This window comes from Hahella sp. CCB-MM4 (assembly GCF_002260525.1).
In the GTDB taxonomy this organism is placed as follows: domain Bacteria; phylum Pseudomonadota; class Gammaproteobacteria; order Pseudomonadales; family Oleiphilaceae; genus Hahella.
In genome coordinates, this window is the sequence record NZ_MRYI01000008.1 from 38,471 (window position 1) to 57,422 (window position 18,952).

The 18,952-nt window shown below is 49.5% G+C and carries 20 protein-coding genes; 10 read left to right on the forward strand and 10 right to left on the reverse strand.

Features of this window, described 5'->3' with window-relative positions; translation table 11 throughout:
* Positions 1–10 precede the first annotated feature (10 nt).
* The 5 genes from BTA51_RS15005 to BTA51_RS15025 all read right to left on the reverse strand — a co-directional run bounded on the left by BTA51_RS15005 (position 11) and on the right by BTA51_RS15025 (position 5,789).
* Positions 11–745, reverse strand: coding sequence for a DUF1775 domain-containing protein (locus BTA51_RS15005; protein WP_094708598.1), 735 nt, complete (start codon positions 743–745; stop codon positions 11–13).
* Positions 746–884: 139 nt separating this feature from the next.
* Positions 885–1,292, reverse strand: coding sequence for a DUF2946 family protein (locus tag BTA51_RS15010; protein WP_094708600.1), 408 nt, complete (start codon positions 1,290–1,292; stop codon positions 885–887).
* Positions 1,293–1,454: 162 nt separating this feature from the next.
* Complete coding sequence (locus BTA51_RS15015; protein ID WP_094708602.1) at positions 1,455–2,855, reverse strand: aspartate ammonia-lyase; 1,401 nt, start codon at positions 2,853–2,855, stop codon at positions 1,455–1,457.
* A 253-nt stretch (positions 2,856–3,108) separates the two neighbouring features.
* The gene (locus BTA51_RS15020) at positions 3,109–5,532 is read right to left on the reverse strand and encodes a GNAT family N-acetyltransferase (RefSeq protein ID WP_094708604.1); all 2,424 of its coding nucleotides are present in this window, start codon (positions 5,530–5,532) and stop codon (positions 3,109–3,111) included.
* Positions 5,532–5,789 carry a hypothetical protein gene (locus BTA51_RS15025; protein ID WP_094708606.1) on the reverse strand — a complete coding sequence of 86 codons (258 nt, stop codon included), beginning with the start codon at positions 5,787–5,789 and terminating at the stop codon, positions 5,532–5,534. The genes BTA51_RS15020 and BTA51_RS15025 overlap by 1 nt, the downstream gene beginning before the upstream one ends.
* A gap of 193 nt (positions 5,790–5,982) precedes the next feature.
* Here BTA51_RS15025 and BTA51_RS15030 point away from each other — a divergent pair, with 193 nt between their 5' ends.
* From BTA51_RS15030 to BTA51_RS15070, 9 genes are all read left to right on the forward strand, one after another.
* Positions 5,983–6,609 carry a methylthioribulose 1-phosphate dehydratase gene (locus tag BTA51_RS15030; protein ID WP_094708608.1) on the forward strand — a complete coding sequence of 209 codons (627 nt, stop codon included), beginning with the start codon at positions 5,983–5,985 and terminating at the stop codon, positions 6,607–6,609.
* Positions 6,606–7,166: an acireductone dioxygenase gene (locus BTA51_RS15035; RefSeq protein ID WP_094708610.1), complete on the forward strand. Its 561-nt coding sequence runs from the start codon at positions 6,606–6,608 to the stop codon at positions 7,164–7,166. Before BTA51_RS15030 ends, BTA51_RS15035 begins: the two co-directional genes overlap by 4 nt.
* 89 nt (positions 7,167–7,255) lie before the next feature.
* A complete protein-coding gene (gene mtnC, locus BTA51_RS15040; protein WP_094708612.1) occupies positions 7,256–7,951 on the forward strand; it encodes an acireductone synthase in 696 nt (231 codons plus the stop codon).
* 205 nt (positions 7,952–8,156) lie between these two features.
* Positions 8,157–9,260: a DUF3080 family protein gene (locus BTA51_RS15045; RefSeq protein ID WP_168188186.1), complete on the forward strand. Its 1,104-nt coding sequence runs from the start codon at positions 8,157–8,159 to the stop codon at positions 9,258–9,260.
* 145 nt (positions 9,261–9,405) lie between these two features.
* On the forward strand, positions 9,406–9,876 hold the full coding sequence (locus BTA51_RS15050) for an FHA domain-containing protein (protein WP_094708616.1): 471 nt from the start codon (positions 9,406–9,408) through the stop codon (positions 9,874–9,876).
* A 52-nt stretch (positions 9,877–9,928) separates the two neighbouring features.
* Entirely contained in the window at positions 9,929–10,981 is a 1,053-nt protein-coding gene (locus BTA51_RS15055; protein ID WP_094708618.1) for a protein kinase, read from the forward strand.
* A 448-nt stretch (positions 10,982–11,429) separates the two neighbouring features.
* Positions 11,430–12,788 (forward strand): SH3 domain-containing protein, encoded by a 1,359-nt coding sequence (locus BTA51_RS15060; protein ID WP_094708620.1) that lies wholly within the window; start codon positions 11,430–11,432, stop codon positions 12,786–12,788.
* A gap of 75 nt (positions 12,789–12,863) precedes the next feature.
* Positions 12,864–13,286, forward strand: a complete 423-nt coding sequence (locus BTA51_RS15065; RefSeq protein ID WP_094708622.1) for a 3TM-type holin — start codon at positions 12,864–12,866, stop codon at positions 13,284–13,286.
* Between the two features lie 124 nt (positions 13,287–13,410).
* Entirely contained in the window at positions 13,411–13,914 is a 504-nt protein-coding gene (locus BTA51_RS15070; RefSeq protein WP_094708624.1) for an AAA family ATPase, read from the forward strand.
* Positions 13,915–13,926: 12 nt separating this feature from the next.
* On the opposite strand, the gene BTA51_RS15075 is transcribed toward BTA51_RS15070, so the two are convergent.
* From BTA51_RS15075 to arsC, 5 genes are all read right to left on the reverse strand, one after another.
* The gene (locus BTA51_RS15075) at positions 13,927–14,727 is read right to left on the reverse strand and encodes an outer membrane lipoprotein-sorting protein (RefSeq protein ID WP_094708626.1); all 801 of its coding nucleotides are present in this window, start codon (positions 14,725–14,727) and stop codon (positions 13,927–13,929) included.
* Between the two features lie 125 nt (positions 14,728–14,852).
* On the reverse strand, positions 14,853–16,637 hold the full coding sequence (locus tag BTA51_RS15080) for a GspE/PulE family protein (RefSeq protein ID WP_094708628.1): 1,785 nt from the start codon (positions 16,635–16,637) through the stop codon (positions 14,853–14,855).
* 86 nt (positions 16,638–16,723) lie between these two features.
* Positions 16,724–17,083: a DUF2069 domain-containing protein gene (locus BTA51_RS15085; protein ID WP_094708630.1), complete on the reverse strand. Its 360-nt coding sequence runs from the start codon at positions 17,081–17,083 to the stop codon at positions 16,724–16,726.
* Between the two features lie 70 nt (positions 17,084–17,153).
* Positions 17,154–17,759 carry an NAD(P)H:quinone oxidoreductase gene (wrbA, locus tag BTA51_RS15090; RefSeq protein WP_094708632.1) on the reverse strand — a complete coding sequence of 202 codons (606 nt, stop codon included), beginning with the start codon at positions 17,757–17,759 and terminating at the stop codon, positions 17,154–17,156.
* A 31-nt stretch (positions 17,760–17,790) separates the two neighbouring features.
* Positions 17,791–18,141 (reverse strand): arsenate reductase (glutaredoxin), encoded by a 351-nt coding sequence (gene arsC, locus BTA51_RS15095; protein WP_094708634.1) that lies wholly within the window; start codon positions 18,139–18,141, stop codon positions 17,791–17,793.
* Between the two features lie 331 nt (positions 18,142–18,472).
* On the opposite strand from arsC, the gene BTA51_RS15100 reads away from it, so the two are divergent.
* A complete protein-coding gene (locus tag BTA51_RS15100) occupies positions 18,473–18,907 on the forward strand; it encodes a TlpA disulfide reductase family protein (RefSeq protein ID WP_210404843.1) in 435 nt (144 codons plus the stop codon).
* Positions 18,908–18,952: the final 45 nt, after the last annotated feature.

Genomic DNA, 18,952 nt, shown 5'->3' on the forward strand with positions numbered 1-18,952 from the left:
GGTTGCCTCCTCAGTACTTCACCCAGATTTCAGAGCCGGGATGAATCTGTTCGAGTACGCCGGCATTTCCATCAGCTCTGATCATTTCCATCGTGACAGGATTGCTGCTGTAAGCACTGGTGCCGAACCAGACGATTTCTGCGTCATCGAAAACGCTCAGATCATGAATGTGTTCATCAACGGTATACTGGTTCCAGCCTGGGTAGCGCTTTGGATAAATGAATAAGCTGGGAGCAGGAAGCTCGTCTGATGTGCTGTCATGATCATGACCGGCAGTACCGACCCATTCGGAAGTGGATTCCTCAAGAGTTTCGTCATCGCGGCAATACTGGACTGTGGGAAAATGTATGCTGGTAAAAGGTGTGTCGGGTAGCTTGGTTCTAAAGCCGAAGTTATAACTCTCAGTATCTGCTTCCGATACGTTGCCGCTACGTTCCCAGGTAACGGTATAGCTGGTAATGGTCTCACCATCCATTATGGTTTCAATGGAGCTTGGACCGAAGCTGCTGTGAATGGCTCGAACCTTTCCGAATGTTCCGGGAATGGTCATTACAACTTTATAAGTATCATCTCCGTCGCACCCATGAGGGACCGCAAGAGTGGCTTCGTAGTAAGAGCCGGCAAATGCCGTCTTCGAGGTAACTGAGACGTGTGCCTGTACTGTAGCGGATACGAAAAGAGCAGCGGGCACTGTCAGGACAGAGAAAAGCAATGCGACTCTGCCGCCTGATTGTAGCGGATTCATACTGTTTCCTTGCTAATTTAGTGATGTCATTCCGCAACACAATGGCCATATGTATTTCCGAAGAAGCATGATAAACGCCAGGTTTCAGCAACAGGCAAATATCTGGCAAAGACCGGATTGTGCTGGGATTTAAGGGTGATTAGCAGGGAGAAACGGGAGGTGCCCGGGAGAGCGGTAGGATGTAGTGGGGAGTTAGAAGGTCGGATGGTGGATCATAGCCGGTAAATGAATTCGTTAACGCGGAGATATAAAGATCAGGAGCTTCGAATGAGGTTAGGGTGGCGGATTGGGCAAATGAAGTAAATGCGCAGAGATTGTGCTTTTCCGCCAGATAATGGGAATCCTGGCTGTTGTCATCCGGGTTATCCGCATTTTGGGAAAGATCCAGCCCGCAAAATACCAACGCACCATCGCCAGCGGCAAGATTGCCCGGCATATAGCCGTGGGGAATCAGTGCCTGCAGCATCAAACAGGACAACAACAGGGTCAGCAGTAACTGATGCCCAGGTTTCCTGAATTGATTTTGTTGATGAGGAGTCCCTTTCATCGTTCCCGAATTTAGAAATTTCGAACCGGGAAATTTAGCCACAGTTAAAAAAGATTAACAAGGACAAAGTTTATGGGAAGAGGGAGAAGGGCAAACGAATGTTTGCCCATGAAAACTTGTTAGGTTTTAGCTTGGAGTCAGATTTTAGCTTCGACTCGGGTTTTAGCTTCGACGGGTGGACAGCATGTTGGTGGGTTGCAGCAATTCATCCAACTGTTCAACAGACATCAGCTTTTCCTCAAGAACCAGCTCTACCACGCCACGTCCTGTTTCAAGGGCTTTTTTCGCAATCCGGGTGGCATTCTGATAACCAATGTAGGGATTGAGCGCGGTAATAATGCCGATACTGTTTTTGACCTGATTGGCACAGTGTTCCACGTTGGCGGTTATACCGGTAATACACTTGGATTCCAGCATACTGATGGCTTTGCCCAGCATACGCATGCCATTCAGCAGGTTATAAATAATCAAAGGCTCCATGGCGTTGAGCTGTAATTGGCCCGCTTCAGCGGCCATGGTGATCGCCATATCGTTGCCGATGACCTGAAATGCTGTTTGGTTGACCGCCTCTGGAATCACCGGATTGACCTTCCCGGGCATGATTGAGGAACCGGGTTGCATGGCGGGCAGGTTAATTTCATTCAAACCTGTGCGAGGGCCGCTTGACAGCAGACGCAGGTCGTTACAGATCTTGGACAGTTTAACTGCCAAACGTTTGAGAACGCCGGAAAAGAGCACGAAAGCGCCCATGTCAGAGGTGGCTTCCACCAGATTGTGGGCCAGCTGCATGGGGCGGCCGGAGATGTCTGTCAGCTCGGCAATGGCGTAGTCAGGGTAATCCGGATGGGCATTAAGTCCTGTACCGATAGCCGTGCCTCCGAGGTTAACTTCGTGCAGCAGGCTGGCAGCATATTCGATACGATCGATATCTTCGCGCAGGGTCACGGCAAATGCACCGAATTCCTGGCCCAGTGTCATAGGGACAGCATCCTGCATTTGGGTGCGGCCCATCTTGATCACTTCATTGAATTCAGTCGCCTTTGTTTCCAGAGCCCGGATCAGATTATGCAGATGCTGCCGCAGTGGCTCTGAGGCAAAGATGATGGCCATGGAAGCGGCTGTGGGGTAGGCGTCATTGGTCGACTGGGACATGTTGACGTCATTGTTCGGATGAAGGTGCTGATATTCGCCTTTCTGATGTCCGAGATGCTCCAAAGCCCGGTTGGCAATGACTTCGTTGGCATTCATGTTGGTGGAAGTGCCGGCACCGCCCTGGATCAGGTCCACAATGAAGTGATCGTGAAGATTTCCGTCAATGATGTCCTGGCAGGCTTTCTCAATCACGTTGAGCTTGTCTTCCGGCAGGTGACCGGTCTTTGCGTTGGCTCTGGCTGCGGCCATTTTGACCATGGCCAAGCTGATGATCAGCTCAGGGAAATGGCTGATGGGAACGCCGGTGATATTGAAATTCCGTTGTGCCCGGAGGGTCTGGATGCCGTAGTAAGCCTCAGCGGGGACAGCTTCGTCTCCCAGTAAATCATGTTCCAGACGGGTATCAGACATCATCGCCTCCGATAGACAAATAAACAGCCGCCAAAGCAGGACGGCACGGGTGTTGTGGAATGCGCGCTATAGGAACATAACCGCGGGAACTCCAACAATCGGGTAGACTACTTATATGACCGACTATCACCAGTTATGGCTAACTGGAGCACTACCGAAGCAATGGCTCCAGATTTTGAGTTCTTCCGTCAAGTCAAATAACGGGCTTCATATTCCTTTTATGATTACAGAACTAAATTTTCTGTTTGGCAAATCAGGAAGGTTTATCTGAAGCTATTAGCCACTCTTTCAGTTCTTTTCTTAACAATTGGACAGCCTGCTTTCTACCCGTAAGCGAAAACCAGGACGCCAGCGCTTGTAATTCAACGGATTCCTGTTTGAGCGCCTTATCGCGCAGATATTTCAAGGCGGGATAATCTGAAACCCCTGGCAGTCTTGTCAGCAGATCTTCAATGTTTTCAAACGGGCGGGCTCCCTCTGCAAATAGTGCCAGCAGTGCTTTTTCTCCATCATATAGTCTTTGCCTTGGGGACCACTGGGAATTGCGCTTTGAACGGGATGGTAATTTTGAACGGGATGGTAATTTTGAACGGGAAGATAATAAAGCCTGTTCCAATATTTCAGAGGTTTGGCGCGGGTATTTCTGAAAATGAAGATCGTAATGGCTACGTCTTTGAAACCTGATATTGGCCGTACGGAGTATGTGCTTACCCTCTGGACTCATTGGGCACAGCACCATCGCGGCATAGGTGCCGCTGACGTGGTCCCGTTTTGAACCCATGCGTACCAAGTGATAACCGTTCTTCAGCCAGAACCGCACGACGTCAGGTTCACCGGCAAAGCTGGCGCCTATCAATGAAACCTGTGGTTTCAGGTGCTGCTTTAGTTTGCCCAATAACCAGGAACCAATGCCTTTATGTTGTAGTAAGGGATGAACGGCGATACGGATTACCCTGGCCACAGGTGTTCCCAAGCCTTCCCGGATACACAGCTGTTGAGCCAGTGATTGTTGCAGAAGGTGACCTCTGGGCCGTCTTTCACCCTGCCAGATCGCATCGATCATCGTGGGGTCAGTAAAAGGCGATTCCATGGAAATCAGCGCCGCTGCGACCACTTCCTCTCTTTCTCCCTCGCCCTTTCCCTCTCTCAGGGTTACGGAGAATGTTCTGACCCCTGGAGCATCGAGGATTGTCCTGAGGTCGTCAGGCGTTGTGCGATAGTGGGCGATGGTCAGAAGTCGCATAAGTTTGCCTAACAAATGCTGATCGCCACACAGCGTTTCCGCCGGGTGAAGTGACATCTTTAGCCGACGTAGGGAAAAAGCATTTAACGCCGCTTCATCGAATGATTTCTGATACACCGGCTGATTATCGAGAATGAAGCTTTTCTCGATAAAGTTTTCCAATGGGTCTTTGGGTTGCCATCTGACCGGGTGCTTCAGCGTAATCGTTTTCCAGCGGGGGAACAGAGATGACAATACAGGGAAAAACTTTAGCGCGAACCCTTGCCCGGTACCTTCGTAACCGTGCGTGGTTGTCGCAAATATCAGTCGGGGGAAGGTATTCGCCATAGCCTTCAGGAGGCTGGTGGAAATGGCGGCGGCTTCGTCAACGATGACCAGCGTGGGCAGTTCTTTGGGACTTAGCAGCTGTCCCTTCTGCAACAAGTCATCCGGCGCGTAGAAATGTACCCTTGGATCGGAACTCTCCGCGGAGTTGTCGGCAAGAAAACGATAGAAGCTGTGCAGGGTGGCTTTCGAAGGGGCCGTTACCCAGATCTGGCCGGCAAATTTCTCCAGCCATTGGTTTACCGCAAGACCTAACCCTGACGACTTTCCCCGCCCCCTGCCTGCAGTGACGACCAAGGCATTCCTGCGACCGGGAGACATTTTCAGGACCCATTGGATGAGTTTCTGCTGGTCCCCGGTAGCGGTAAAACGTGGGGGAGCATTTGAGGAGGGCAGAGTGCTACGTTCCGGGAGATTTGCCTGTATTGACACTTTTACCGGATGATTGCCTGATACCTGGATTGAACGCCGTATCTCCAGTCGTGAATTGTCCTGTAGCAAAGACAGATTGAATACTGCCCAGGACTTTGATTGAGAGATATGCCTGGAAAGATAGTGAAGGAAGTGGCCTTTGATGTCCTGTTGACTTTGAGGGTAGGCAAGAAGCCGGTGATATTCCGGATCAGCGAACGTGGGCCAGTCCTTCAGTCTTGGGCCAACCAGAATGAAAGCGCCTCCTGCTGTCAGGGTGCCGCTTAATGCAGTAAATGCATCTGGATGCAGACCGGAAAACATGTCGAAGATGACACAGTCAAATTCTTGTCCGAGAACGGAGCTGTATTTGCCGGCAGTGAGATGAACCACAGACCTGGAAAAGCCGGTGCTGCTCGAATCGGACTCGTAGTTAATCGAGGAAACCCAAAGTATCCTGGAATAAACTTTCTGCCGCACGACCCACTTCAGCATGCTATGTGAGGCATGATGGAGTTCCGTGTGTGATTCTGGATGCCGCTCCGTATGGGTGTGTGCCGAGAGAGCACAAGAGGGTGCGCAGACTTCGACTAAAATCGGTTGCCGGTGGCCCGCCAGTCGATGGGCTTTTTTTTGTGTCCAGAACCAGCGGGCGGCTTTGGGGGAAAGTATTGGGCCGAAAGCTTTCTGCGATGACATCAAACGGTTTTGGGCCGCCTGTCCCCTTGCATATACTTGGCGACGAAAACGCAGTGGCCATATTTTTCAAAGGACCAGGCCATGGTTTGATTAAGGGCATTCATAACCTTTTGATATTCACCAAAGACCTGGGTGCTCATGCGATTAGGCTGAACCTCTATATCGGCGAAGGAAGTCAATTTGGCGATAACATCTTTAACCGGTGGTTTAAAATCGGCATCAAACGGATAAAAACTGAGTTCAACAGATAACTCCATGATGACCTCCCGTCATATTTCGGATGAATTGCTGAAATGGTATCAATCAGACCGGCCTCTGTCATGAAGATGTTTCAAGTCAGAGCTTCGCTTCCCGGATCATTCGCCTCTATAATATTGGTCCATAAAAACCCGCCGATGATCAGTGCATGCGGCCCAGGGTTCCGAATAATATGTTGGGGGGAAACTGCAAGTGTTCGATATCAGACGATTGGCTGAATGCAGCCAGGAAATTATCAGTGCAGGTCAGTTTTTATACGGCAAAGGCTGGTCCCCGGCCACCAGTAGCAATTATTCATCCCGAATAGACTGGGAACACGTGGCCATCACCGTTTCCGGCAAACACAAAGGCGAACTGACTCCCAGGGACATTATGGTCGTGGATCTAAAGGGAAGGCCTGTTGCCAGTGAGGCGAAGCCTTCTGCTGAGACATTGCTGCATACCGTGATCTACCAGGAAAAGCCTGAAGTCGGTGCAGTACTGCATACCCATTCTGTATGTGCGACGGTCGTGTCACGTTACTATGCGGATCGCAACAGTCTTGAGCTGCAGGATTATGAATTGCAGAAAGCGTTTGCCGGGATTACCAGCCATGAAGGGATGGTGAACATCCCCATATACGAGAATACACAGGATATCGGGCAGCTTTCCGAAGATACCAGGAAGCTCTTCCTGGAGCATCCGGAATGTCCGGGATACCTGATCCGAGGGCATGGTGTTTACACCTGGGGGCAAACTATGCAGGAATGCCTGCGCCATATAGAAGCGATGGAATTCTTGTTAAGCTGTGAATTAGAAATGCTGAGGATTAAACGATGAGTAGTTTGAGAATTTATAACGAGACTGATTTTGGTGAGCCGGTATCGTATACAGAAGACGGTGCGGAAATCAGTCGGCAACTCAATGAGATGGGGGTTCGCTTTGAACGCTGGTCAACTCGTGATTTGGGAGCAAGTGCGTCTCCGGATGATATTCTGACAGCATATGCCGATGAAGTAGAGCGTTTGAAAAAGGAAAACGGTTTTACCACGGCGGATGTCATCAGTTTGAACAGCAATCATCCCCAAAAGGATGAGTTGCGTAAGAAATTCCTGGACGAACATCGCCACTCGGAAGATGAAGTCCGCTTTTTTGTCAGAGGGCAGGGGCTGTTTTATCTGCATCTGGAAGACAAAGTCTATGTTGTGCAATGTTGCCAGGACGACCTGATCAGTGTGCCCAATGGCACCAAGCACTGGTTTGATATGGGACCGACTCCGGAATTCACCTGTGTTCGTCTGTTTACCAACCCTGAAGGTTGGGTAGCCCAGTTTACTGGTGATGAAATCGCCTCCCATGGGCCTCGATTCGAGCAGTTGTTACCTGAGGCCTGCTGAGTTCGCCCAAATAGACCTGAAATCTTCGTAGTAGAAGACAGATTTAATTGAAGTAAAAGACACACAGATATAGGAAAACAAGAGACAGCATGACCATCAAAGCTATTTTGACCGATATCGAAGGAACCACCAGCAGTATCAGCTTTGTTCACGAAGTGCTGTTTCCTTATGCCGCCAGCCGTCTGGAGGCATTTGTCAGGGAGCACCTGAGCGATGATGAGGTGCAGGCTCAGTTGACTGCAGTGTCCGTTGAATCAGGTATCGACGTGAGAGATGTGGATGCTCTATGTCGACAGTTGCTTGACTGGATCAGGGAAGACAAGAAAATTACTCCCTTGAAAGCCCTGCAGGGGATGATCTGGAAGCATGGCTATGCTCAAGGGGACTTTACCGGTCATGTTTATCAAGATGCGGCTGACAACCTGAAATCCTGGCATGAGCAAGGGTTAAAACTGTATGTGTATTCCTCCGGCTCTGTGGCTGCCCAGAAGCTGATATTCGGATACTCGGATTTTGGTGATCTGACCCCGCTCTTTTCAGACTACTTTGACACCAAAATAGGCGGTAAAAAGGAAGCTGCATCTTATGCCGGGATTGTTGAGAAAATTGGATTACCCGCAGAGGAAATCCTGTTTCTTTCCGATGTGCCGGATGAGCTGGATGCCGCTGCCGCTTCTGGACTGAAGGTTTGTCATCTGGTCCGTGTCGATGAAGTGACCAAACAGGATCGTTATCCCGTGGCGGCAACATTTGATGAGGTGAGAGCGACCTTTGCCCTGGTCTGAGGACTATTTGGCTGGTCTGAGGACTATTTGGATTGTATTTAGCTTCGCCTGAGAATGATATGACGACCACGGGTCTTTGTACGGTTATATTCATTGTGTGGTTGAATAAATCTCGACGGGAAGACCTCGATTAGCCGAGGTCTTTTCTCATCCAAGGCCTGAAAACAAGCGTATTATCCTGATCATGCGACGCATTGAGGACTGTGTGCTTATTCAAGAGCAATCTCTCTCAATCAGCCTGAAAGAGCGAATGAATCCCCAGGGCATGGTTGTCACGTTGATGATCCTGGTGATGCTGCTATCCACCACAGGCTGTGCGAAGCAAGACACCATGCAAGGCCGTATCCAGGACTATCAGGAACGTCTGGAGCGGGTGTTGGATACGGAGTTTCCAGAACTTGATGTCGGCGATCCGGCTATTCGATATTCTCTTCCGAAAAATCTTCGCCGCAGTACATCTGCCTTTACCATTAACTGGCTCGACTTTTTCTCCATCATGCATTGTGACCTCAACCGGCTGGTTGGGCAGCGAAACAGTTCTCTTGGTAAGGTGATGAGTGCCAGCCAGAGATGGCGTTATGAACAGGAGTTTCTGGTTGTGGGGCAGCAATGCCTTGAAATGCTCCAGAAGGAGGAGCGTAAACCGGATCTGCAGAAACAGTTAGCTGAAGTGTTGAGGGTGAAATCTCTCGAAATGGTGGATATTGCCTGGAATGCCACATGGGCTGGACCCGAGTTTCAACAGCTCATGAGTTTTCATGATGGTCCTCTGCCAACCGACTTTCGATATGCCGACTGGTCAGAGTTAACCGCCGCACTGGGATTATTAGTGGAGGGCTCTGAGCATCCGACTCGGATGGAAAATAGTTCGGAACCTGAAGAGATGAATCTGAAGCTGGTGTCCTATCCCGTTGTTGGCCGTTTGCTATTGTCCGTCCGGCAGGCGACCTTGCAAATCGAGAATATTAATCAAGGGCTGCGCCAGGTAATGTCGCGCCGTCCGGTTTGCTTTAACCAGACTCCCAATCCTAAAGCGAGAATACTGAGTAATGTGTTGACCAATATTTTTATTGTCAAAGTCCAGCCCTATCTAGCGGAGTTGAATAAGGGGATGGAGCAGTGGAGGCCAATGCTGAAGCGTAGCTACAGCGCGCTTGAAGGAAATGAAGATAATGCCTTTTACCAGGCTTATCTGGCTGATCATACATTGATGCGCTCTTTCAAACAGAGCCTCACTGAACACGGTATCCTATGGACTGAGTTACTTGCACAATGCGGGCTGAGCCCCGGAAACCCTCCCAGTCCTTGAGATTTCTAGCCGTTTGGATAGGACTCCTTGGAAAATGACAATAGGTCATTTGTCCGCTTGGCAAAGTTGATCATTTTTTGATATGGTTCACATCCCTGGCACGGATAGCCAGAAATTTTCATCATACAAACAGGGATGTCATCATATGGAAGTAACCTTTTCTGTACTTGGAACCGACTCTGGTTCTGTCTTTAATCTCTCCTATACCTTCGATTACCGCGGTGGTTTGATCGGTCACTCAACCGATTGTGACTGGTGCTTGCCTGTGGGGCGGAATACTCATCCAAGGCATGCAAAAGTGATATTTTCCGACGGCGAATTCTTGATTGAAGGCTTGGCCGCTGATGGCTTGATTATCTGTCGCAATACAATGCCTCTGGCTCAGGGTGGGCGTTATGCCATTCGTCATGGTGACCAATTTCGAATTGGCTCCTATCAGGTACTTGCTCAGTATCACTCAGATATATTTCTACCTCCCTGGCTAAACAAGGGAGAGGTCATAGATTTAGCGGACAACCACCGGAAAAGAAAAACCTTGCCCGCTGAATTCAAGAGCTCTGATTTTGATATGTTGTTAGCCTTGCTGGGTGAGGAAAAACAGGGACGTCACCACTAACGCCTCAACCCTAATCTCTCTAAATTTATCATGGCCATTAAGGAAGGAACCTATGAATTCCATGGAAAGTAGTGTCGTACGTTTGCAGTCCAACTCCGCCTCGATAGCAAGAGGAAAAGCACTATCTGTCGGCGGAACAGGGAAAGGATTTTCCGTCGGGCAGATCGTCAATGATCGATATCTTTTGGTAGAAAAATCCTGTTCGTCGGGGGCCTTTGTGGTGTTCAAAGCTCAGGATTTGTGGAGGTTGGCGGAATTGGGGCAGGAGCATTTTCTTGCATTCAAAACCCTGAAAAACCAGTGGATAGATTGCCGAGAAGCGGTTAATACGTTGCTGTGTGAGGGGGACATGCTTCATAAGATTCAGCATGAATCCGTGATAAGAAGCTTTATTTCAGGAAACGAGGATGGTATTCCATTTCTGCTGTTGGAGTGGCACGAGGGACGGACACTGGAAAACATGATGAAGGATTCTCATTATCCGCTAAGTGCCCAGGTAAAGCGGCGGATTATATGGCAGCTTGTGGCTGTCGTCGGTTCTTTGCACCGGCAGGGAATTGTGCACGGTGATATCCAACCTGCCAATATTGTTATCAGGCCGGATGGAAGGTTATATCTTAATAATTTTGGAGCTGCGTGCCTGGATAATATGGCGAAGCTTCCTCAACGCCTCTATCGTGCACTTCCTGATTTCGTCATTAAAAATCATGATCCGACCCAAGCCCCAAAGCGAGAGGGTGACTGGTATGCCATTTTACAGGTGCTTCGATGCCTGTATTTTGGAGGACCCAGGACCAGAATGCGACCGAAGCCGGGACTAACCTTCTTCCAGATCAGGGCATTACGCAAAGCACTCTGGAAGCTGGAAAGGAAAAAAATGCCGGATATTTACCTGCTTGATGAGGTGTTTGGGGTATCTCTGGAGCAATTGAGCACTTGTAACCTGAAGGCGCTGACGACTGACAGTCGTGCTCAGCAAGCAGAATCAGACAGCCCCCTGAAACATGTTGGACTGGTTTTTTCGGGCTTATGTATCGGAGTGCTGAGCAGCCAATATGGATACCTTCTGGATTTGATTAAGGAAGGATGGACCATCATCTCATAGGCCCACCTTCCGTCAGTTTTTGGTGAAACAGACCAACCTGCCATAGATGATTTATTTTTCTGTGGGTTGGTCTTTTTCATGATGCCGCTACACACTGGACTAGAGCGAATAGCAGACGATTTTGCTGACTCCTGTCGCTATGATCAGGTTGTATATGACTGGGTATAAAGATATTGACACTCAGTCACCAAGGGCGTACAAAAATTAATCAGTGCGTAGTTGCCAGGCAGTATCAGGTATTTTTGCACGGAAACGATTGATACTTGCAGATGTGGATCAGCAACAATGCATAAGTTTTTCTGTTCACTCTATAACTCCGCTTGCGTAAATCCTTCCTCTCTGGAATTTCACATATTTCCTAACTGGCCGGTGAACGAAAGCGCGAATTCCACGATTCCCTTCTGCAAACACGTCATTGGTCCTGATGATTCAATAAGAGGATTCAGACATGATGGGAGCCGTTACTGCCACACATCTGAATGTAAGATCTCAGCCCAATACCAATAGCCGGATATTGGGTGAAATAGCTTCGGGAACTCTGGTAGAGGTCGTTGGCCAGAAGAGCGGTTGGTTTGAAATTCAGTACCAGGGCAGACCAGCCTTTGTCTATGGCGACTACATACAGCTCGATAATGATATCCCCCGTCAGATTGGGGTAGTGACTGCGAGCCTATTGAATGTGAGGAGCCGTCCGGCCGTGAGCGCGGAGGTGATAGGTACCCTGGGGAGTGGAACCGTGGTTCCTGTGGTATCAAGTCAGTCCGGTTGGCTGGAAATTCCTTTTCATGGAAGTCTCGGTTATTGCTCAGCCTCTTATATTGAACTGCATCGGCAAGGCCAACGAAGACAAGGGGTGGTGAGCGCAAGTTTGTTGAATGTCAGGTCGAATCCGACCTCCGAAGCTCCTGTTCTCGGCCAGCTAAGAAGGCAGGCGGAAATCACTGTTGAGTCGACCTTGGGCGCTTGGCACGAGATTTCATTTAATAACAGCCGAGGTTACGTCGCCGCCCAATACATCAAGCTTCTTCCGGAGAAAGAGGTCACACCTTCCATCCCGATTGCCGCCAATGAACTGGACGAAGCTCTATCGTCTGATGCTGTTACAGCCCCAGTCGGTGGAGATCAACGCTTTAGTCCGGCTAATCAGTTACCCGTTTCGGGGTCCGCCGAAGAGCGCAAAGTCGCATCGACCTGGAATAAGTATGGAGGCCTGCTTGCCCAACTCAGTGATACTGAAGGGGTGGATGAAGCATGCTCTGTAGCTGTTTTGTGCGTCGAAAGTTCGGGTGAGGGCTTCGATCCGGATAATCAAAATCGCATGGTCATCCGATTCGAAAATCATAAGTTTTGGAAATACTGGGGGAAGACGGACCCTGCTCGTTATCGACAACATTTTACCTATGATGCAAATCAGGTTTGGAAAGGCCACCAGTGGCGCAAATCGCCCGGTGACCATTGGCAAATCTTTCACGGTATACAGAAGGCCGAGTGGGAGGTCCTGGAGTTTGCCCGTTCGATTGATAACGATGCTGCACTGATGTCAATCAGCATGGGGGGCCCCCAGATTATGGGCTTTAACTATGAAGCATTGGGATTTCGTTCGGTGCAGGAGATGTACAACGCATTCTCTGCGGACATGGGAGCTCAGATCACCGGCATGTTCGATTTTATGTCAGCGGCAATGATCAGATATCTCCAGGTTCTCAATTTTGTTGGGTTTGCCGGTCTGTATAACGGGAGTGGCCAGAAGGATATATACGGTCGCCGGATAAAGAACTTCTACGATGCTTTTAAGCGCATTTCCTGATACATGAAAGCCTGAAACTAAAAAGGAAAGCTGCGTGAAGACAAGTTGGAATTTTGATTGCCAAGGAGAAAAACAATGAATGTCCTGTCATTTATCAGCAGTATCTTTGAGCCAGCGGTTAGGTTGGTGGATGAGCTGCACACCAGCGAAGAAGAAAAGCTGGATATGAGACGTCGGATTCAGCAGATTGAGAATGAGTTTCTCGGTAAGGTGCTGGAATATGAGACCAAACTCATGGATAACCAGGCCACAATCATCAAGGCTGAGGCCATGGGACAGTCGTGGCTGCAGCGTAGTTGGCGTCCTATCACCATGTTAACTTTTCTGGTCCTGGTGGTATTTGATAGCTTCGGGATTCTGGCAACGCCTCTGGCGGATGAAGCCTGGCTGTTATTGCAAATAGGCTTGGGAGGGTATGTTGCCGGCCGGTCAGCGGAAAAGATTACCAGCCAGGTGATGGGAGCTCGTGCCAGAAGGGATAACGAAGCCAAAGGTTAGGAAACAGAAGGCTATCAAACAGAAAGCGATAAATCCCAGGAAAAGCTGACACTATTTATTAACAGGCAAAGCTGGTGCTATCAATCACAGGCAAAGCTAGCGCTATCAATAAAAAGGACATGTTTTGGCAATCATACATTTGGTAGAAGGACCGGTGGGAGCAGGTAAGTCCACTTACGCTTCGCAACTGGGTCAGGAATATCGAGCGCCTGTGCTGAATCTGGATGACTGGATGGTCACCCTATTCAGCCCGGATCGCCCAATGGAAAATGCCATTGAATGGTATATCGAGCGTAAAGAACGTTGCATAGAGCAGATTTGGAAAGTCACCTCAGAGATAATCAGCTCAGGAAACGACGTCATTCTTGAGCTGGGACTGATTCAACAGGCAAGTCGGCAAAAATTTTTCGACAAGGTGGAGTTTGCCCGTTACATGATGAGAATTTATGTGCTGGATGCGCCGAGGGAAATTCGGCGGATGCGGGTTCAGCGGCGCAACAGGGAGCAGGGAACCACCTATTCCATGGCGGTTCCAGATCACGTATTCGAGATGGCGAGTAATCTGTGGGAGCCCGTTGAACAGCTCGAATGCAACGGTTACGAAGTTAAATACATTTCAACTGTATAATCGGTTCTGTTTTTAGCGAGCCCGCTTGAGACTGTTCTGGGTGAAGTCATTGTCATCCAGACCTGTCTTGAACTCGATCTTGTCTGTTTTCAACAGTGTCTTTTTACCCGTCTGCAGATTTTCCATCATACTGTAGTGGGCTCTCCAGTATTTGTTCAGATACTGCTTAAATTCCTTCGCTGTCAGAGTTTTCAGCAAGCTATCTTTGCGGTCATAAAATTCGACCAGGAATGTGCGGTATTCCTCTTGATCAATCCAGTTAACCTGTTTGCTGTAACCCGAGTTCTCGTCCACCGGATAACTTTCCACGACAAAGCACTTAATATCTTGATAGGGTTCCGGGCAGGCTTCGTCGCGCAGGTATTTATAGGTGTATTTTTCCACCTCTTGTGAGGAAAGATCTTCAAAAGCAAATTCACTTCCCATGAATGGGCCTGACTTGTTTTTGGAGGCGATTCTTTTTACGCGCTTCAGTGCCGGAAGGTATAACCACTGGTCATCGTCTTCTGCTTTATGGGAATAGGTCAGTAGTTTGGTTCCACGAACATCTCTGGGGCTATCAAAGATGGTGAGACTCTTGTCACCGTCCAGCCGGACTTCAAGCCCCCACATACGCATATCCCGGACAGTTTCGTCGCCACCTTTGTTGATCAGTATCATCTTGACGTCAGCCTGGCTGTCTTTCCAGCCACGGTCCCGACGGTCGGCTTGTTTGGCGATTTCCAGGCCACGGTCTTCTGGAGATAATTCCGCCAGGCTGTTCATTGCTAATGCAAACAGGCTGACTCCAAAGACTATTTTAATTAGTTTCATTTTTCCCTCTCTTTCATTGGCGCTTGGTGTCGCCAGATGGCGCAGTATTTTGGGGTTGTTGTTCTTTCTTTTACAAGTGACAGGTTTTCCATCTGGTTATAGAGATTGAGGCGCTTATTGAACCGTTACTCTATGCTTAGCTGAGAAGATGGTGTCACCCTTAATACTTCATCTATTGTGGTTTGGCCATTGGCAACTTTCTGTGCGCCACTGAGTCTCAGTGTTCTCATACCTTCTTTAATGGCGATTTTCCTGACCCGGTCCAGGTCACAGTTGTCGGAAATGGCCTCTTTGACCATCTCGGACATCATCAGAATTTCATAAACGCCTGCTCGACCTCTGTAGCCGGTATTGCGGCATTCAAGACAACCATTGGGGATACAGGTGTGGTCGGGCATTGGGGCTTTCCAGGGGCGAATCAGGCTCTGCCAGTCTTCAGTGCTGATGGTGCTGGTCTGTTTACACTGAGGACACAGTATTCTGACCAATCGTTGAGCCATAACGCCCAGGACGGTTGCCTTAACCAGATAACCAGGAACGCCCAACTCCATTAACCGGGTGATGGCTGAAGGAGCGTCATTGGTGTGCAGAGTGGAAAGCACCAAGTGGCCGGTCAAGGCTGCCTGTATCGCCATTTCTGCGGTTTCCAGATCTCGTATCTCACCGACCATGATGATGTCCGGGTCCTGACGCAACAGAGCTCGGACCCCAGACGCAAAGTCCACTCCGATATTGCTTTGTACCTGCATCTGATTGAAGGCCGGCTCCACCATTTCTATGGGATCCTCAATGGTGCAGACGTTTACTTCAGGAGTCGCCAGAGATTTCAAAGTAGAGTAGAGGGTGGTGGTTTTACCCGACCCAGTTGGACCGGTGACGAGAATGATGCCGTTAGGCTGGCGGGTCATGCTGTTCCAGCGCTTGCTGTCGTCCTGTCCGAACCCCAGATCATTGAAAGATCTTAATAGCACCTCCGGATCGAATACCCGCATGACCAGCTTTTCGCCGAAGGCTGTCGGCAAAGTGGAAAGACGAAGTTCTATTTCAAGACCGTCCGGATTTTTGGTTTTAATACGGCCATCCTGGGGTTTCCGTTTTTCTGCCACGTTGATCCGGCTGAGAATCTTCAGGCGGCTGACAACGGCGGTGGAAACCTGGGAGGGAAGTTCGTAAACATTATGTAGAACGCCGTCAATACGAAACCGGACCTGACCGATTTCCCGGCGTGGCTCAATATGGATATCGCTGGCCCGCTGATCGAACGCATACTGCAAAAGCCAGTCCACGATATTGATAATATGCTGGTCATTGGCATCTGGGTTGGCAACGTTACCCAGTTCGAGCAATTGCTCAAAATTTCCGATGCCGGGAGCTGCCGCCTGCCCGCCAATGGCTTTGTCCACAGAAGAAGCCAGCCGATAAAATTCCACTGTAAAGCGGGAGATATCCGCCGGATTCGCAACAACCCGGCGAATATCCTTGCGGATCACATGGCGCAGGTTCTCTTCCCACCCGGTGACAAAAGGTTCCGCACTGGCAATGACAACATGATCGGAGCGAATCTCCACCCCCAGAATACGATGCCGCTGTGCATAGGCAAAACTCATCAGGCTGGCAACGCCGCGGGTATCGATTTTCAGAGGGTCAATATGATAGTAGGGTTGGCCGGATTCTTTAGCCAGCCACTCAGTCAATTGTTCAAGGTCAAATTTCTTACCAGACTTCAGATCTTTAAGTTCTGCTTTAACGATCTGTTCCAGAGGGTGAAGAGCTTTGTCTTCTTTGCTGGTAGGCATGGCGAGAAACTTGTCTGCCTCGTCCTGGGCTAGACGTCCGATTCTCACCAAGCGGCTTAAAACGTCGAAAGGGGTGAGCCAGTCACGGGTTAATTCTTTTGATACAGAGTTCATATGGCGGTAGTGTCCATTCTTCAAGTCGCTTTCGACATTATAGCTTATCGCTTGTCTGCCAGATGGGGGATTAACCTTCTGAAAGATTAGGCGCAGGCTTTGCGAGCTTTGGCATTCGCTTTGATAAACAGCATGATGAAAATAAATAACCCTGCTGAGAAGATTGCCATGCCAATGTTCAGGGCCGTCGGAGCCACGGTCATGGAATGGACAACGGCGTCTGTAAAGTACAGACAAAGTACAAAGCATAGCCATATCAGGCCACGGATATTGACCTTGAACACCGCCGGTGCAAACGCCAGCAGCGGCAATACTCTCACTGCCGTAATCAGTAACCATGAGGCGTCGGTATGCTGGATGCTCTGCCAGGTGCTGGCGATGACCAGGGCCAACAGGATTAAGTAGCTGATCTGGTAGGACTGGCGAAACAGTTTAATCGTATGCAATGTGGTTACCTAAATTGGAAAATGTGGTTACCTAAATTGGAAATAAAGTCGAAACAGGGGCTATCCGGTTTTAATGCTGGCGGTTGGTCTGCAGCTGCCTTGCAAGTCTGGCAACCCGTTCGCCAAGCGCACGGCAAAGAGCCAGCTCAGTATCATCGGGCTGGCGTGACCCGTTTGGTCCGGACCAGTGACTGGCCCCATAAGGCGTACCGCCACCCTGAGTCTGCTGGAGATGTCCATCTCCGTAGGGCAGGCCGGCCAGAACCATGCCATGATGCATCAGTGGCAGCATCATGGATAACAATGTGGATTCCTGGCCACCGTGAAGGCTACTGGTTGAGGTAAACACAGCGGCAGGTTTATCTGCCAGCTTACCCGCCTGCCAGAGTGCACCGGTCTGGTCCAGGAAATACTTCAGTGGTGCTGCCATGTTACCGAACCTTGTTGGTGATCCCATCACCAGTCCGGCAGCATGCTCCAGATCCTCTAATGTGCAATAGATATCGCCTTCAGCAGGGATGTCTGCTTCAGTGGCCTCGCAAGTGGGGGAAACCGGGGGAACTGTACGTACTCGCGCTTCAAGGCCGTCAACTTTGCCAACGCCTCTGGCAACGTGATGTGCCAGCTGTCGGGTCGCGCCGCTGTGGCTATAGTAAAGGATCAGGATGTAGGACACCTTATGACTCCCTAGTAACTCGGGGTTGATGTTAAAGCAGTGATTTGACGTTTTCCGGCGGTCTGCCAAGAACAGCAGAATCGCCTTTTATAACCACCGGGCGCTCAATGAGTTTAGGATGCTGGACCATGGCCTGAATCAGGTCGTCTTCACTCAATGAAGGATCAGACAGATTCAATGCTTTATATTCATCTTCTCCTTTTCTCATCAGATCTCGGGCTGAAATGGCCAGTTTTTTCAATACGTCTTTGATTTCATTGGCAGAGGGGGAATCTTCCAGGTATTTGACGATGTCGACTTCGGTACCGGTTTCCTCAATGAGAGCCAGAGTCTGACGGGATTTAGAGCAGCGTGGGTTGTGCCAGATAGTTAATGTGGCCATGGACATTCCTCTTGGATATTGCGCACTTGCTATGTGCAGATTGCCGGAAGATTGATTCATGTGCATTGATTAGGTGTGAAATTGCCCAAAAAATGTACGATCTCTTCCGACCTGCCATTAATTTTCATATGGGGTTGTGATGGGTAGGCAAGTTTAAAGTAGAATGCCCAAGATCGCCACGTTACCTCCAGCTGTCTTTCTATTGATTTAAATATGAGATGGATTGATTTAAATGAGATGGACATGTGCGCCGAACTTAGCTAATAAAACCGGATAACCCAGGGAGCATTCATTGATTTTCGTCAGGAGCGTTCTTTGGCCAGGCGCACTAGTGCTGTTGTTGACCGCCTGCCAGCCTCAGGAATCTGAAAAAGCTGAAATAGCCACGGATGAGTTGGCCACTGCCAATGCAGGGCCTATCAAAACGGCCTCTTTGGAAGGACAATGGGTGGTCGTCAATTTTTGGGCCGAATGGTGCGCGCCCTGCAGAAAGGAAATCCCCGAGCTCAATGAACTGGACAAAGCGCCGGACATTCAGGTGCTCGGCGTGGATTTTGACAGGCATGAAGGCGCTGAGCTGACGGGAGTTATCGACAGAATGAAGATCCAGTTTCCGGTTATTCTGGAAGGACAGGTTGGTGATATCAGTTTACCCTGGCCGTCAGTGCTCCCGGTAACCTACCTGATTCACAACGGTACTCTGGTAGATACCCTACAGGGTCCCCAGACACAGCAGGGACTCCTGAAAAAAACGGCATCTCAATAAAGCCGGACTAGTTTCGCAAAATGGCCGGGAGTGACTCAAGGTTGC